The organism is Sphingobacterium sp. GW821-FHT03E03, assembly GCF_059420745.1.
Map to the genome: position 1 here is coordinate 461,679 of NZ_JBWKUH010000001.1, position 15,612 is coordinate 477,290.

Consider the following 15,612-nt stretch of genomic DNA (forward strand, 5'->3'; position numbering starts at 1 on the left):
ATTATTTTATCTTGATCCAATGGGGATCTCTGGCTTGCAAATTACGCAAAAAGCCTTTAAAATGAGATGTACCAAATAAGATTAAAATTTTCTGTTGCGGAGCGTCAGCCACTAGAGAAGCTAGATTTTCCTCGCGTTGTTGCATGACAAACTCTTTGTCAAACTTATTCTTGAGCGCTGTTTTGATGGGTTTGCAACTATAGGGTGCACTTAATGGGGTATCATAATCGCAGGCATCCAGCTGTATCGTACCATAGCGATACTCAAAATCATCCAATAATTTATTTTTAGGAATATCGGCATTAACTGCGGTTCCATAGTCAACCAGAAAAAAAGAATAATCCGGTTGGCTGATAATGCGTTGTCCCAATTTACGGTACAGAGGTGCCCTTAGCACTTTTGATGTATCTCCGGGAGTTTCAATACATTGTTGTAAGCCGAGACGGTTACCGGTCAATTTTCTGAACTTACGGTCGTATAGATCACGTTGTGCGGCGCTATCTACCTGATAGGCGATACTTTCATAAAAGACAACATAGCCCGATTTTTGGAGCGAATCTACCGCAGCTTGTACCTGATCATAATATACACGTGTCCCTAAATGCCGCATCGGGATATAAATAATACGACGGTCACCATTATGGAGTTCAAATTTTCGTGAAGCATCCCGTAATACACCTGTGCTTTGTACCATTAAAGAGGTATCGCAGGCGCCAAATGTGATCAATACAAAAAGAAGGGAGATAATCTGTTTCAAAGCATTTATTTATTACAATAACATGCAATTATAACAATATATTATCTCCCTTGTTTAATAAATTTATACAGTCGCGAGCCCGATTGTCGTTCCACTCGGGATAACCGCATTTTTTTTGATCACAACAATACCATCACAAACGGTATAAGTCTGATGGTTGGCGTTCAACAAATGGGGGCCGCCATTGATGCGAACATCATTTCCAATACGACAGTTTTTATCCAGAATCGCATTTTCAATATAACAGCGTTCACCCACACCCACAATGGGCATATTTTTTCTTTTTGCTTCATCCATATCCGAAAAATCCTCGTAATAATCCGATCCCATCATATAGGTTCCCCTTACCACAGAACCAATACCAATACGTGAACGCACACCGATCACCGAACGGTCTACCTTATCAGCATGGATAATACACCCATCGGAGATAACCGAATTAATCAATGTCGTGCCCGAAATCTTAGATGGCGGTAGCATACGTGGTCGGGTAAAAACCGTATTTTTATCAAATAGGTTAAAGGCTGGAATATTATCCGTCAGTCCAATATTGGCTTCATAAAATGAGCCTATTGTTCCAATATCTGTCCAATAGCCTTCATACTGATAGCTGAGTACGTTGATATCTTCAATCGCATCCGGAATAATTTCCTTTCCAAAATCCATTCCGCTGTTTTCCTCCAACAGGCGCTTTAGCACACCTTTACTGAACACATAGATCCCCATGGATGCCAGGTACTCACGGCCCTCGGCTTTCAAATGATCGTTCACTTCTGAACTCCAGTCCACCAACTGCTCACTATTGGGCTTTTCTATAAACGATGTGATGTGGTTATGCTCATCCGATTTAAGGATTCCAAAACCTGTTGCATCTTTGCCATTGACAGGAATGGTCGCAATCGTCAAATCGCCTTCGTTCTGTACGTGAAAATCCACCAGTGCATCAAAATCCATCTGATAAAGCTGATCCCCCGACAAGATTAAGACATAATCGTAATCTATACTTGCTAGCTTCTTGAACGATCTGCGCACGGCATCTGCGGTACCTTCAAACCATTTGTCACCATCATTAGTCTGTTCGGCCGCCAAAATATCGACAAAACCCTTACTAAAAATACTGAAATTGTACGTATTTTTAATATGCGAATTCAACGAGGACGAATTAAACTGTGTCAATACAAAAATCTTATTGAATCCCGAATTGAGACAATTCGAGATGGGGATATCAACCAAGCGATATTTTCCTGCAATAGGAACAGCTGGTTTAGACCGTTGGTCGGTCAACGGATACAGACGCGAGCCCCTTCCTCCGCCCAAGACGATAGCTACTACATTGTGATGTGACATATCAAATTAAATTAATTGGTTATATAGATTTAAGTATTTCGCTGCGGATTTATCCCAGGAAAAATCCAAACTCATTATTTTGTGTTGGTTGTCTTCAAATTTAGACCTATTTTCATAGTATTCGACCGCGCGGACAATAGCCTTTCTGATATCAGCTACCTCAAGCGTGTCAAAACCAACACCGTATCCATTGTTTTCTAAATCTATGACTGTATCTTTTAGACCACCCACAGTGTGTACAATCGGCAAGGTCCCATATTTCATGGCATAAAGCTGATTGAGTCCACACGGTTCAACCCGTGAAGGCATCAAAAGAAAGTCTGCACTTGCATAAAGCCAATGCGCAAGATTTTCATCATAACCAAAGAACACATCAAAATTTTCTATCTGTTCATCCACGAGCATTTTTACCCGTGCCTGAATCGCTGGATCTCCAGCACCCAGTATAAATATACTCAATCTGCCTGAAAAATTTTCAGTCAAATCTAAAATTATATCCGGCAATAAATCGGCTCCTTTTTCCGTCGCAAAACGCCCAATAAAGACCAATAACGGAAGTGTAGGATTAATTTTATACTGCTGTGCTAATGCCTGCTTATTTTTGAGTTTACCGGCAAAAGCCGAAGCAAGATCATAATTTTCAATCAAGGTGTAATCTTTAGCAGGATTCCAGATATCCCAGTCGATTCCATTGACAATCCCCACCGACTTATGCCGTTCATCATAAAATAGATGCTGCAGTCCGTTCGCATCCACATAAAGTTCTTCAAGGTAGCCCTCCGAAACAGTCGTATAGGCATCACAGCACTTGATCAGCGCTGCAAGTGGATTGATCAGACCATCCCAGTCCAGGAGTCCCCATTTCCAACTATCAAAACCAGGCAATAAAATCGCTTTGCTCCAGTGTATCCAACCCTGGTACTGACCATTGTGAACTGTCGCAACCGTCTTTACATCAACAAGGAAATTATATTCATTGCTATATTTCATCAGAAAAGGCATTAAACCGACGTGATGATCATGGCAATGCACAATATCAGGTACAATCGCTTTTGCCTTGAACCAGTTTAATACAGCATGTTGAAAGGCGATAAACTGCTCGCCCTCATCGGGATAGCAATAAACCTCCTGGCGGTCCAATTTACCTGGAATTTTAATCAAATAGAGTTCAAAACCCAGTATATTATCTCTTTCCTTGAAAACACTATAATCTAATGGTTCAGATCCCTGAAAAAAAGTACCCTCATGAATAACATCAAAGGAATGGTCTTTAACAAATGGGCGATCGTACCAAGGCATGATCACTGCTGCTTCTACCCCGAGTTTAGTTTGATACTTCGGCAATGCTCCCACCACATCCGCTAGACCACCAACCTTGGCTATTGGATAGCATTCGACACTTAAATGAAATACTTTCATCTGTACATATTTTTTTCTCCATCAGTCGAATGGAGCTTATCCTTTTTAAAATTTACTTTTACTAACTCCTCCAACCGACACAATACACGATCACAGGGGAACACGTTCTCCCGGTTTTACAGGCACCGCCTCTTTCAAAACCTTCTTACGTTTAAGAATATACCCGCCCAGCGGAGGAAGATTGACCTGAGCAGACTGCACCTGGTTCATCCAATGCAGGTGTTCACTTTCCACATGTTGACTACTGACTCCAGAACCGAAATATTTAAGATCGTCTGAGCTCAAAACAACTTCCCATTCTCCTGCATAAGGCAGTCCGATACGAAAATCTTCACGTACAACAGGTGTTAAATTAATCACAACCACGGTATCATCCCATTGGTCAAATGCCTTACGCCAATAGACCAGTACCGAGTTTTCACGGTCGCCAGCATCTATCCATTCAAACCCTGAAGCATCAAAAGCCTTTTGAAAGAGGCTGGGTTGTTGCCGATAGGTCGCGTTTAAATCGGCTACAAATTTTTTCATACCCTGATGTGGCATAAATTCCAACAGATGCCAGTCGAGCGATTTATTCACATTCCATTCGGACGTTTGTCCAAACTCTCCACCCATAAACAACAATTTCGTTCCTAAGAAAGTATACATAAACAAGTATAACGCCCTTAGGTTAGCAAATTTCTGCCACTCATCGCCTGGCATTTTGTAAATCAGAGGCTGTTTTCCATAAACAACTTCATCATGTGACAGCGGGAGCATAAAATTTTCATGGAAAGCATATACCGTGGCAAAAGTGATGCGGTCGTGATGGTATTTTCTATTGATCGGATCTTCCTTAAAATAATCTAGGGTATCGTGCATCCATCCCATCATCCACTTCATTCCAAAGCCCAGACCACCAGCATAGGTTGGTTTACTCACACCAGGCCAGGAGGTCGATTCCTCAGCGATGGTCTGTACATCCGGAAAATGTGCATAAACAGCCTCATTAAACTCTTTTAGGAATTGTACCGCTTCCAGGTTCTCATTACCGCCGAATTCATTCGGAATCCACTCACCGGCATTCCGGCTATAATCCAGATACAACATGGATGCGACAGCGTCCACGCGAAGTCCATCAATATGGAAACGATCCAACCAATAAAAAGCATTACTGATCAGAAAAGAGCGCACTTCGTTGCGACCATAATTGAAAATATACGATTGCCAGTCGGGGTGAAAACCCTTTCGCGGATCTTCATGTTCATAAAGGCTTGTACCATCAAAGCGATAAAGCCCATGCGCATCACCAGGAAAATGTGAAGGTACCCAATCCAATAACACCCCAATTCCGGCAGCATGGAGCGCTTCTATCAGGAACATTAAATCCTGTGCAGAGCCATAACGTGAGCTTGCCGCAAAATAGCCTGTAATCTGATATCCCCATGAGGGGTAATAGGGGTGTTCCATCAAAGGCATAAATTCCACATGTGTAAAATTCATTTCCTTGACATAAGACACAAGCTGTACAGCAATCTCCCGGTAGTTTAATAGCGTATCTGGGCTCTCCGGATCTCGTGCCCATGAGCCAAGGTGCAGTTCATAGACTGACCATGGCTGGTCCAGTCTATTTTTTACGACACGCTCCTTCATCCAGTTTCCGTCATTCCATTCATACCAATTAGAATGGACAATGGATGCCGTTTTAGGTGCTACCTCCCATTTGAACGCGAATGGGTCGCCTTTTTCAAGCTCTTCTCCTGAAGAGGTCTGAATACAATATTTGTAAGTTTCACCATTGGCTATTCCGGGAATAAAACCTTCCCAGATTCCACTTGTGTCCCAGCGGACATGTAAAGGATGGCTCTCCTTGTCCCAGAAATTGAAGTTTCCCGTTACGGAAACGGATTTTGCATTTGGGGCCCAAACCGCAAAATAAACGCCTCTTTCACCCTCTACTTCCAGCTCATGCGAACCAAATTTTTCATACAATTTGAAATGCCTGCCCGATTGGAACAGCGCAACATCAAATTCCGAAAAAAGACTATGCGGTATTACTTGATTGGCCATGTTTAACCCTCTATCAATATGTTTTCAAATTCACGTGCGACATTAATCCAATATCGCCCTTGTTCATCTTTTTGTATTTTTGTGTCAATCCCATCTGTTTTAACCTTTTTCACTGCAAATGGTAGACCTATCAATTGCAGCTTATACTCTTCGTATCGTTCGGTAAATAATCCGTCACGGGTCTGCTTGATTGAAAGGGAATCTTTTAATCCAGACAATGTAAAACACTTTTCTAAATAAATATCTTGCTCGTACGCGAATGTATCACCATGATCGGAATAAACGTATGAACGATGTACTCCTTCAGAAAAATAGATATTCAATTGTAGTTCTTCCACTTTCTTTTCTCCGGTGTATTGCATGACTGGATATTCCGGTATGACAGATCCACCACGAATAAATAGCGGCATTTCATCCAGTGGTGTTGCAATAGTATGTTCCTTTCCACCGACATAAACCTCATTATTGAAGTAGTAGAACCAATCTCCTGCAGGAAGGTAAACGATCTTGCTCTTCTGACCGGGCTGCAACACTGGTGATACCAATATCTTATCACCAAAACAGAACTCTTCTTCACGCTGCCAATTGGTCGGAATATGTTGCTCCACCATCGAAATTGGACGCAAAATCGGATAGCCGTATTTAGTTTGTTCCCAAAAACAGGTATAGATATAGGGTAACAGTTTATACCGCAATTCTATAAACTTTTTATTTATTTTTTCCCAGTCTTCACCGAAACTCCAAGGTTCCCGATCACGGGTATCCCCTGCGGAGTGCACACGCATAAATGGCGAAAAAACACCAAATTGCATCCACCTTGTGAATAGTTCCCCATCTGGTTCTCCTGTAAATCCACCAATGTCCGTTCCGCAAAAAGACATCCCTGAAGTGGACAATCGCTGCAACTGCAGGGTGCCCAGCTTGAGATGTTCCCAACTCGCTAAATTATCTCCGGTCCAAACCGAAGAATAACGTTGTGTACCAGCATAAGCTGCTCGTGTAATGGTAAATGGCCTTTTGTTTTTGTACAATTTCTTTAAGCCATCATAGGTAGCGCGCACCATTTGCATACCATAGACATTGTGTGCTTTTCGATGCGATCCACGATGTCCATCGTATTGATGTCTGACATCATCCGGAAAAGTTCCGCGGCCAAAAACAGCAGGCTCATTCATGTCATTCCAAAAACCTGCTACACCATCTTCCACCAGCCCCTGGTATAAAGTTCCCCACCACTGTCGAACCTCAGGATTTGTAAAATCGGGAAATTGACAACGTCCGGGCCAGACAAATCCCTCCATAAAATAGTCATCCCCCCGGCGGCAGAAATATTTGTTCTCTTTACCTTCTCGAAATACCCAATAGTTTTCATCCACTTTAATCCCCGGATCAATCATGACCACCGTCTTAAAACCTTCGTTTGCAAGATCAGCAATCATTTTTTTCGGATTTGGAAAATATTGTTTATTCCATGTAAAACAGCGATAGCCATCCATGTAATCAATATCCAGGTAAATGGCATCACATGGGATCTGCCTTTTTCTGAATTCTTCGGCCACTTTACGCACATTGGCTTCCGGATAATAACTCCATCGGCATTGATGATAACCGATAGCCCAAAGTGGTGGTAAATAATGTGTCCCTGTCAAAGTATGGTACCTGCGGATCACATCAATGATATGCGGACCATGAATATAGTAGTATTGTAATTCACCGCCTTCCGACCAAAAGCTGGTCTTTCCGGGATCCTCGGCGGCAAAATCGAAATAGGTCTTAAACGTGTTATCAAAGAAAATACCGTAAGCTTCACCGTCCTTCAGTCCAATGTAAAAAGGAATGGTTTTGTATAAAGGGTCCTGGTCATAAGCAAAAGCATAAGTGTCCGAATTCCAATTTTTTAATCGTTTGCCACGAAGATTAAGCTTAGTAGCCTTATCGCCCAGTCCATAAAATGCTTCATTTTCAAATGCAACTTTGGTACTGTAGACATAATAACCGCCAAAGTCCGGACTTTCTTCCCAGTGCATTGCAGCCAGATCGGCATTAAACAGTTTACCCGCTCTATCAGAAAAGGAGATCAAAAAATCGCTTTTATTGATGCGACAGGAAATGGTGTTTGTATGGACACTATAATGGTCCACTTCCTCTTTACATTGATGTATACTGACACGATGGTCTTTCTTTGCCAGGGCATAGGAAAAATCTTCCAAAAACGTCCCCTGGGGAGCCAATCGAACACGTACAATCTCATCTGTTACGATCTTAATCTCGACTTTTGCCTTACCATCGGAAAAATAGTATGACTTGTCATTTTGATTGTGGGATATAACTGTCTCGAGGTATTTCTTTTCAATTTTAGGCAAATCCAATACCGGATTATTCACATGATGCATACTTTCCAAAGTACCATCATTTTCTTCCTCGTTTAGTGTGGTTTGATTTAGGTTGTCGTCTTCAAGCATAGTTGTAATATGTTAAAAGTTTCTGAAGGCTTAATTCCTCTTTAAGATAGAAAAATTATCCTGCGCCGACAACAAAACATAAAAAAAAATCCCGATCCTCAAAAGGGGCGGGATTATTCACATCAAGTGGGACTACATCTGCTATTTTATAAAATGAGCGCGCAGCATCCAAGCCATTTTCTCGTGTTTTTCCAATAAACCCACCAAAAAATCCTCCGTGCCATTATCAGCGGTCCCCTCAACGACAGCAATATCCCCACGAATTGACATCGCAATAGACTCGTGATCCGATAGCAGCTCTTTATAATAAGACTGACTATCTGTCTTTTCAGATGTCGATTCTGTCAAACGTGTTAATTTTAAATATTTATCAAATGTGCCTACCGCATAGTGCCCCAATGTACGTACACGCTCCGCCACTTCATCAATAACTTCTGCCAACTCATCGTATTGGGATTCTAAAAATAAATGAGCAGCGTGAAAATCAGCTCCTTCAACATTCCAATGCGCATTGCGTGTTTTCATATAGATAATATGCTCATCAGCCAATAAGACATTGAGCAATTTCGCAACTTTTTTTAAGTCTGCATCTTTAATTCCAATTGAAGTTTTCATATTGTGTTTATTTGTTAACTATATCTTTTAATTGCTTAGTTAAATTTACCCAAAAAAGCGGGGGAAACAAAAAAAAACTGGGTTTGAAATGTCATTTCAATCGCATAATAACCTTATTTTTGCATCCAGAATATTATTAGAGGGAAGACTGTGGGTACTTTAGACAACAACGCTTATTTTCATACATTCAAAGAGGATATTTCGAGTATCGAACTCCCTTTGCGATTTACCTTTCCATTTTGTTATGAACCACATCCGCTAGCCATTATCGCTGCGGAACAACTCCAGACTTACCTGGAGACACAAAACGAGTGGACGCATAACTTTGGTCTTGAAGAAAATAACGATAGTCTTGCCATAGGCAAGATGTTTGGTATACTGGTTGTCCGAGATCAACAGCATCGGCTCGGATACCTGGCTGCTGTATCTGGCAAGCTTGCTGGCAGCAATAAACACCAATACTTTGTTCCCCCAATATTTGATATGCTGGAAGAGGATGGCTTCTTTCTGAATGAAGAGGTACACTTAAATGCCCTCAACAGGAAAATTGAATTTCTTGAAAACAGTGAAGAACTTGAACAAATAACAAGCAATCTCAATAGATTAAAAGGTCAATGGGATACACAGCTTGACCTGCTCAAAACAAAACTCAGAAGTCAGAAAAAAGAACGCAAGGAAACCCGAACAAGACTGCGTCCCCTCCTATCGGATGAGGACTACGAAATACTCATGGAGGATATGCGTAGTCAAAGCTTAAAGGACAAACAGGTACTCCAACGCTATCAATATGACATGCGTCTGGCGCTGGAATCTGAAAACCTTAGGATCCAACAATTGCTTTCCGAGATTTCTGTACTGAAAGAAGAGCGTAAAATGCGATCCGGAAATTTGCAAAAGAGACTTTTTGAACAATATAATTTTTTTAATGCAACAGGGCAGCACAAGAATGTCGTTGCTGTTTTTCAGGACTTTGACCAAAGTACACCACCCGCTGGTTCAGGTGAATGCGCAGCGCCGAAATTATTGCAATATGCTTACAGCAATAATCTCACACCTATCGCTTTGGCCGAATTCTGGTGGGGCTGCTCCCCTTTGTCCGAAATCCGTCGGCACAAAAACTATTACCCGGCTTGCCGTAAAAAATGTGAACCTATTCTGGGTTACATGCTTCAGGGACTTACGGTCGACCCGAATCCCATGCAACAGGAAACCACCTTGCAAACGGAACTCCCGCAGATCTATGAGGATGAAGATATTATTGTCTTCAACAAACCCGCAGAATTTTTATCCGTCCCCGGTATATATGTGAAAGATTCCGTCTATACTCGTGTTCTCAAACGCTATCCAAATGCCGGCCCGATTATTATCCATCGGCTGGACATGTCCACTTCGGGGCTTTTGGTGGTAGCCAAAAACAAGATGGCGCATCAATTCATACAGGATCAATTTATACAACATACCATAACCAAGGAGTACATTGCTTTACTCGATGGTGTTATTGAACAGGAATGTGGACTGATTGATCTGCCTCTTCGTGTAGATTTGGATGACAGACCCCGACAAATGGTCTGTTATACCTATGGAAAGCCGGCACAGACCAAATGGAAAAGAATTGCTGTCGAAAATGGTAAAACACGCGTTCGCTTCTATCCTTTAACAGGCCGGACACATCAACTCCGTATGCACGCTGTACACCCAGAAGGGCTGAATACCCCGATCTTGGGTGATGATCTATATGGCAGAAAAGCAAATAGGTTACACCTGCATGCTGCTTTTATTAAATTTATTCACCCGGGCTCCAGACAGGAAATCTCTTTTCAAATCCCGTCGGATTTTTAGCAGCACTGACTATATCGTTACAAAAGTCAATAAATAGTGGGCTGGAAAATCATCGTGAAGTCAAAATGTGGAGGTTAAATTATTGATCTAAATCAATAATTTAAGACAAACCGCTAAAAAACAACTATTTAAACCTTAAAAGACGGAACTACGTTTCTTTTATTACATTACAATAAGATTTTAATTATTCTTAATTTTTTGTTTCCTTTGTTCACTGATTTTTTGATTTTAATACTTATAAAGTCAGAAATAAAGTAAAAACAAGAAAACAATTTTGAATTTTCAAGATTATAGCAATATAATGGAAGCTAAAATAAACGCACAGACCTTCATAAACAAACTCTTTTTCTCGATAACATTCTTGCTATCAGCATCTCTTGCATTCGCGCAGACCAAAACGGTGACGGGTACGGTCAAAGATGCAAAGACAAAGGCCCCCATTGCTTACGCCACTGTTGCGGTCGTTGGCGCGCCTGCTGCTGCAGGAACCTCAACATCGACCAATGCAAATGGTGAGTTTAAGCTGGTTTTCCCGACATCTTATGTCAAAATCAGAGCAAGCTATGTTGGCTATGACAATAAAGATGCTTTCGTTACCAACGATGCTGTACAGACCAAGGAAATCCTGATGGATGCACAGGACAACATGCTGGAGGAAGTTGTTGTCAAAGCCAAAAAGAAAAAATACAGCAACAAAGACAATCCTGCCGTTGCCCTGATACGTAAGGTGATTGAAAATAAAGATAAAAACCGTCTGTCGGGACAACAATATGCTGAATTTGATCAATACGAGAAAATGTCTTTGGGATTGAGCAATCTTTCAGAAAAATTCGTCAACAAAAAGATCTTTAAGAACTATCAATTTCTTTTCGAAACCGATGACTCGGCTAAAACCGCCAATAAATATGTTTTGCCGGCTTTTATCGAAGAGAAAATATCCAAAGTGTACTACCGTAAAGATCCGAGCAAAACCAAACAATATATTTTGGGGGATCAACGCGCGCAGTTTGACCCTAAATTTATAGATAATGATGGTCTGGCAGCCTATTTTAATAAACTCTACGAACAAGTTGATATCTATGACAACAACATTTCATTGGTAACCAACCAGTTTTTGAGTCCGATTGCGAACTCTGCACCGACATTTTATAAATTTTTCATTACCGATACCATCAAAACTTCTCAGCCTTGGCTGGTCGAATTGAGCTTCGTTCCCCGCAATAAAGCAGATATGTTGTTTAAAGGGCAACTATATGTTACGCTGGATGGCAATTATGCCGTTCAAGGAGCGAATATGACTGTTGCGGATGATATCAACCTAAATTTTGTACGCGACCTTCAGGTTCAGCTCAAATTCGAAAAAGACAATAAGAGCAGATTCTACCTGAAGACAAGTACATTGGGAATTGATTTTTCATTAACTGAAAAAGGAATGGGTATCCGCGGAAGCCGAACGGTCGATTACAACAACTATAAAGTCGGTGTGCAACAACCCGATAGCATTTACGATGGTCCATCAACGGTAATAGCTTACAATGTCGAGAATAAAAAAGCGACAAAGTCCTTATTTGAAACACAACGTCCGTTGGCTTTGGCACAGAATGAACTGAATATCTACCACAATATAGATACGCTACAGAAAATTCCTTCTTTCAGAACCTTCATGGATATCGCAGCCCTGCTTCTTTCGGGTTACAAGCAAGCCGGTCCGGTGGAAATTGGTCCGGTAAATACATTCTACAGTTTCAACCCTGTTGAAGGCTTTCGCTTGCGTGTGGGTGGTCGTACGACCGAATCATTGAGCAAACGTTTCTATGCAGAGAGCTATGCGGCTTATGGATTCAAGGATCAGAAATGGAAGTACTTTTTCAGTGGGACTTATGCCTTTAACAACAAATCGGTATACTCCTTCCCTATGCACTATATCAGGGCCTCTTATAAAAAAGATACGAAGATTCCGGGACAAAAGCTCGAATTCGTTCAGGAAGATAACTTTTTGTTATCTTTCAAACGTGGTGATAACGACCGTTATATCTACGAAACCAACTACGGACTGGAATATAAAAAAGAATTCTTGAACCATTTGGCTATTGGTGCTGGATTTAACATTAACAAACAAACTCCCGCGGGTAGTCTAACCTATCAAATGCTGGATGAAAATGGACAAAACAAATTGTTCAACGAATTAAATACAACAGAATTATCGGTCAACTTTAGATACGCTCCGCACGAAGAATTTTACCAAGGTAAAATCTATCGTACGCCGATCTTCAATCAATATCCCATATTCACATTCAATTATACAGCAGGTATTAAAGGTCTGGCAAAAGGGGAATATAATTACCATAGTTTTAACGTGGGCGCATTCAAGCGTTTTTACCTAAGTCAATTTGGTTACGCCGATGTGACTGCAGAGGGAAATTACATCGCTGGAAAAGAGATTCCATTTCCTTTCCTGACAATCCACCGGGCCAACCAGACCTATGCGTATCAGTTAAACTCGTATAACTTGATGAACTTCCTGGAATTTGTCAGTGATCACAACGCCTCTATCAATCTGCAGTATTATATGAATGGATTCCTGTTGAATAAGATCCCATTGATCAAAAAGCTCAAGCTACGCGAGGTATTTAGTTTCAAAGGCGTATATGGTGGTCTTCGTAAAGAAAACGATCCTGACGATCCGAATTACGGTTCAAAAGTCTTTGCATGGCAACGCAATGCACAAGATATCCAAAGTTCATATACCTTCGGCTCTGAACCTTATATGGAAGCCAGTATCGGTCTGTCCAACATCTTTAAAATTTTGCGTGTGGACTACGTCAAACGTTTGAATTACCTTGACCATGTGGATGCTCCGGCTTGGGGGATCCGTGCCCGCGTCAAATTTGACTTCTAATAGTTTCCGTAAATTTATATTATAATTTGAGGCCCTGTCAATCGAGAGAATGACAGGGCCTTTTTTCTTATTTACAGCGTCTCCCATTTGATCCTTATCCCGCGGTATTTCCCCATCTTTCTTTGTCGATTTATCCGATTGCGGTTCGGCTTGGCGAAAAACCCCAAAAACTTTAACCCTCACTGACTCCAAGTTCGGGGAGTTATTCGGGGCATATTTGTATCTGATTCGGGACAGATTTGGGACAGATTCGCCTCTGCTACCAGGTGTGAGCGTGTTTACTACGCCATGAGTATCTGATAAATGCGTCCTAGACTCGGACTCAACACGGACTCATCATGGACTCAATACGGATTCACCCCGACTTTAGGGTGAAGTAGATACGACACTGTGCCGAAGCGTTGGCGAAGCGAACTCGATGGTGACCGAAAGAATCCCTAGAAAAGTATGATATTAAGAAGCATTGCATGGTCGAAAAACTAAGGTTTACACAAAAAAAATCCCCCTTGCAAACAGCAAGGAGGATAAAATTAGAATATGACGATGGTTAGTTTTTCTTTTTGAATGCATCTACACCGCTCTGTAGAAATGCTTTGTATTCTTCAACATTGTAATTTGCCCCACTTTGAGGAACCAGCACCAGACCGTTCGGATCAACAATTACATACAATGGCTGCGAATTACTATTGAATGCGGAAGCTTGAAAATCGCTGTTTTTGTTTCCGATAGTCTTTATTTTTTTATTGCTGTATGTAGAAACTATCTGCTCATTGACAGGCAGTTCAGTTTTATCATCCACAAATAACTCGGCCATTACAAACTCTTCTTTCAACAACTTGGCTACCGCAGGATCTGTCCATACATTTGCCTCCATTTTACGGCAGTTAACACAATTCCAGCCCGTAAAATCAATCAAAACAGGTTTATTAAGCTCTTTAGCCGTTGCTAAAGCCTGATCGTAATCATAATAGGGATCAAAGCCTTTTGGTGTACCACGCTCGTGAAAAATTTCAGCATATTTTTTGACTTTTCCATCTGTATGCGCAGCAGGACCACCGCCAACTCCAGTGGATAAATCAAAATCCTGGGTTGCCGATGGCGGCAAAAAGGCTGAAATAGACTTTAAGGGAGCGCCCCATAAACCGGGAATCATATACACCACGAAGGAAAAAACAACAATAGCGAGTATTGTTCTCGGAACAGACAGAAATTTGAGGTCGCTATCGTGGGAAAACTTAATTTTACCGATCAGATAAAGCCCCATCAAACCAAATACAGCGATCCATAAGGAGAGGAATACTTCTCTGTCCAACCAGTTCCAATGGTAAGCCAAATCTACATTCGACAAAAATTTCAATGCCAAAGCCAGCTCCAAAAAACCAAGCACCACTTTTACACTGTTCAACCAGCCACCTGATTTTGGCAGCGATTTAAGCATCGATGGGAACATAGCGAATAGGCCAAATGGAATGGCCAGAGCAATGGAGAATCCCAACATACCTATGGCAGGCCCCAATCGTTCACCTTTTGATGCAGCTTCCACCAGGAGCGTTCCGATAATCGGCCCCGTACAGGAAAACGACACCAACGACAGGCTGAATGCCATAAAAAATAGCCCTACAAGTCCACCTTTATCGGACTTGGCATCCATTTTATTCACAAAAGAGCTCGGCAAGGTAATTTCAAATGCACCGAAGAATGAGGCCGCAAATACCACCAACAGCAAAAAGAAAATAAAATTAAAAATCCCATTGGTCGAAAGGGCATTGAGTGCATCAGAACCAAATGCAATGGTAATAATCATTCCCAAAGCGACATAGATCACAATGATGAATAATCCGTACAATAAAGCCTTACTAATGCCACTGGCGCGGCTACCGGACTGCTTAGTGAAGAAGCTTACGGTCAAAGGAAGCATCGGAAATATACAAGGCATCAACAAGGCCGCGAAGCCTCCGACCAAGCCTGCGATAAAAATGCTCCAAAGTGACTTTTTTCCACCTTCTGCCGAACCACCTGCTTTAGCTGTGGCAGCCACCGTTGTCTTACTGGAGTCTGCTTGAGCTGTAACCGTGTCAGGTGACTCTTCAAAAGATAGAGAATCCGGGCTAACCGTACTGTCCTGCTGCGCAAACATAGCAAGAGGAAAGATGAGCAGGAATAAAAGGGTTAATAGTTTAAAATTAGTTTTCATCAGAATATCGTGTGTTTTTCATAATTTATTT

Annotated in this window: 9 protein-coding genes; 2 read left to right on the plus strand and 7 right to left on the minus strand. The window is 41.5% G+C overall.

The features are described 5' to 3' along the window. Window position 1: 1 nt before the first annotated feature. The 6 genes from AC07UV_RS01905 to AC07UV_RS01930 form a co-directional block, all read right to left on the minus strand. Window positions 2-757 (minus strand): hypothetical protein, encoded by a 756-nt coding sequence (locus AC07UV_RS01905; protein WP_282253703.1) that lies wholly within the window; start codon window positions 755-757, stop codon window positions 2-4. A gap of 63 nt (window positions 758-820) precedes the next feature. Beyond that, window positions 821-2,104: a glucose-1-phosphate adenylyltransferase gene (locus AC07UV_RS01910; protein WP_120260874.1), complete on the minus strand. Its 1,284-nt coding sequence runs from the start codon at window positions 2,102-2,104 to the stop codon at window positions 821-823. A gap of 6 nt (window positions 2,105-2,110) precedes the next feature. After that, window positions 2,111-3,523 (minus strand): glycogen synthase, encoded by a 1,413-nt coding sequence (locus AC07UV_RS01915; protein ID WP_282253702.1) that lies wholly within the window; start codon window positions 3,521-3,523, stop codon window positions 2,111-2,113. Window positions 3,524-3,613: 90 nt separating this feature from the next. After that, on the minus strand, window positions 3,614-5,572 hold the full coding sequence (gene glgB, locus AC07UV_RS01920; protein WP_282253701.1) for a 1,4-alpha-glucan branching protein GlgB: 1,959 nt from the start codon (window positions 5,570-5,572) through the stop codon (window positions 3,614-3,616). Between the two features lie 2 nt (window positions 5,573-5,574). After that, complete coding sequence (locus AC07UV_RS01925) at window positions 5,575-8,034, minus strand: glycoside hydrolase family 31 protein (RefSeq protein WP_495182532.1); 2,460 nt, start codon at window positions 8,032-8,034, stop codon at window positions 5,575-5,577. 141 nt (window positions 8,035-8,175) lie between these two features. Then, the gene (locus tag AC07UV_RS01930; protein WP_120260870.1) at window positions 8,176-8,649 is read right to left on the minus strand and encodes a Dps family protein; all 474 of its coding nucleotides are present in this window, start codon (window positions 8,647-8,649) and stop codon (window positions 8,176-8,178) included. Between the two features lie 150 nt (window positions 8,650-8,799). Between AC07UV_RS01930 and AC07UV_RS01935 the strand changes: the two genes are divergently transcribed. Both AC07UV_RS01935 and AC07UV_RS01940 read left to right on the plus strand, forming a co-directional pair. Beyond that, window positions 8,800-10,488 carry an RluA family pseudouridine synthase gene (locus AC07UV_RS01935; protein WP_495182533.1) on the plus strand — a complete coding sequence of 563 codons (1,689 nt, stop codon included), beginning with the start codon at window positions 8,800-8,802 and terminating at the stop codon, window positions 10,486-10,488. A 301-nt stretch (window positions 10,489-10,789) separates the two neighbouring features. After that, entirely contained in the window at window positions 10,790-13,387 is a 2,598-nt protein-coding gene (locus AC07UV_RS01940) for a DUF5686 family protein (RefSeq protein WP_495182534.1), read from the plus strand. Window positions 13,388-13,934: 547 nt separating this feature from the next. Here the strand turns inward: AC07UV_RS01940 and AC07UV_RS01945 are convergent. Beyond that, a complete protein-coding gene (locus tag AC07UV_RS01945) occupies window positions 13,935-15,581 on the minus strand; it encodes a protein-disulfide reductase DsbD family protein (protein WP_495182535.1) in 1,647 nt (548 codons plus the stop codon). Between the last annotated feature and the right edge of the window lie 31 nt (window positions 15,582-15,612).

Bases quoted from the DNA above. Each gene is read 5' to 3' on its own strand.
- AC07UV_RS01910 (WP_120260874.1), bottom strand. From the start codon at position 2,104: ATGTCACATCACAATGTAGTAGCTATCGTCTTGGGCGGAGGAAGGGGC.
- AC07UV_RS01915 (WP_282253702.1), bottom strand. From the start codon at position 3,523: ATGAAAGTATTTCATTTAAGTGTCGAATGCTATCCAATAGCCAAGGTT.
- glgB (WP_282253701.1), bottom strand. From the start codon at position 5,572: ATGGCCAATCAAGTAATACCGCATAGTCTTTTTTCGGAATTTGATGTT.
- AC07UV_RS01925 (WP_495182532.1), bottom strand. From the start codon at position 8,034: ATGCTTGAAGACGACAACCTAAATCAAACCACACTAAACGAGGAAGAA.
- AC07UV_RS01930 (WP_120260870.1), bottom strand. From the start codon at position 8,649: ATGAAAACTTCAATTGGAATTAAAGATGCAGACTTAAAAAAAGTTGCG.
- AC07UV_RS01940 (WP_495182534.1), top strand. From the start codon at position 10,790: ATGGAAGCTAAAATAAACGCACAGACCTTCATAAACAAACTCTTTTTC.
- AC07UV_RS01945 (WP_495182535.1), bottom strand. From the start codon at position 15,581: ATGAAAACTAATTTTAAACTATTAACCCTTTTATTCCTGCTCATCTTT.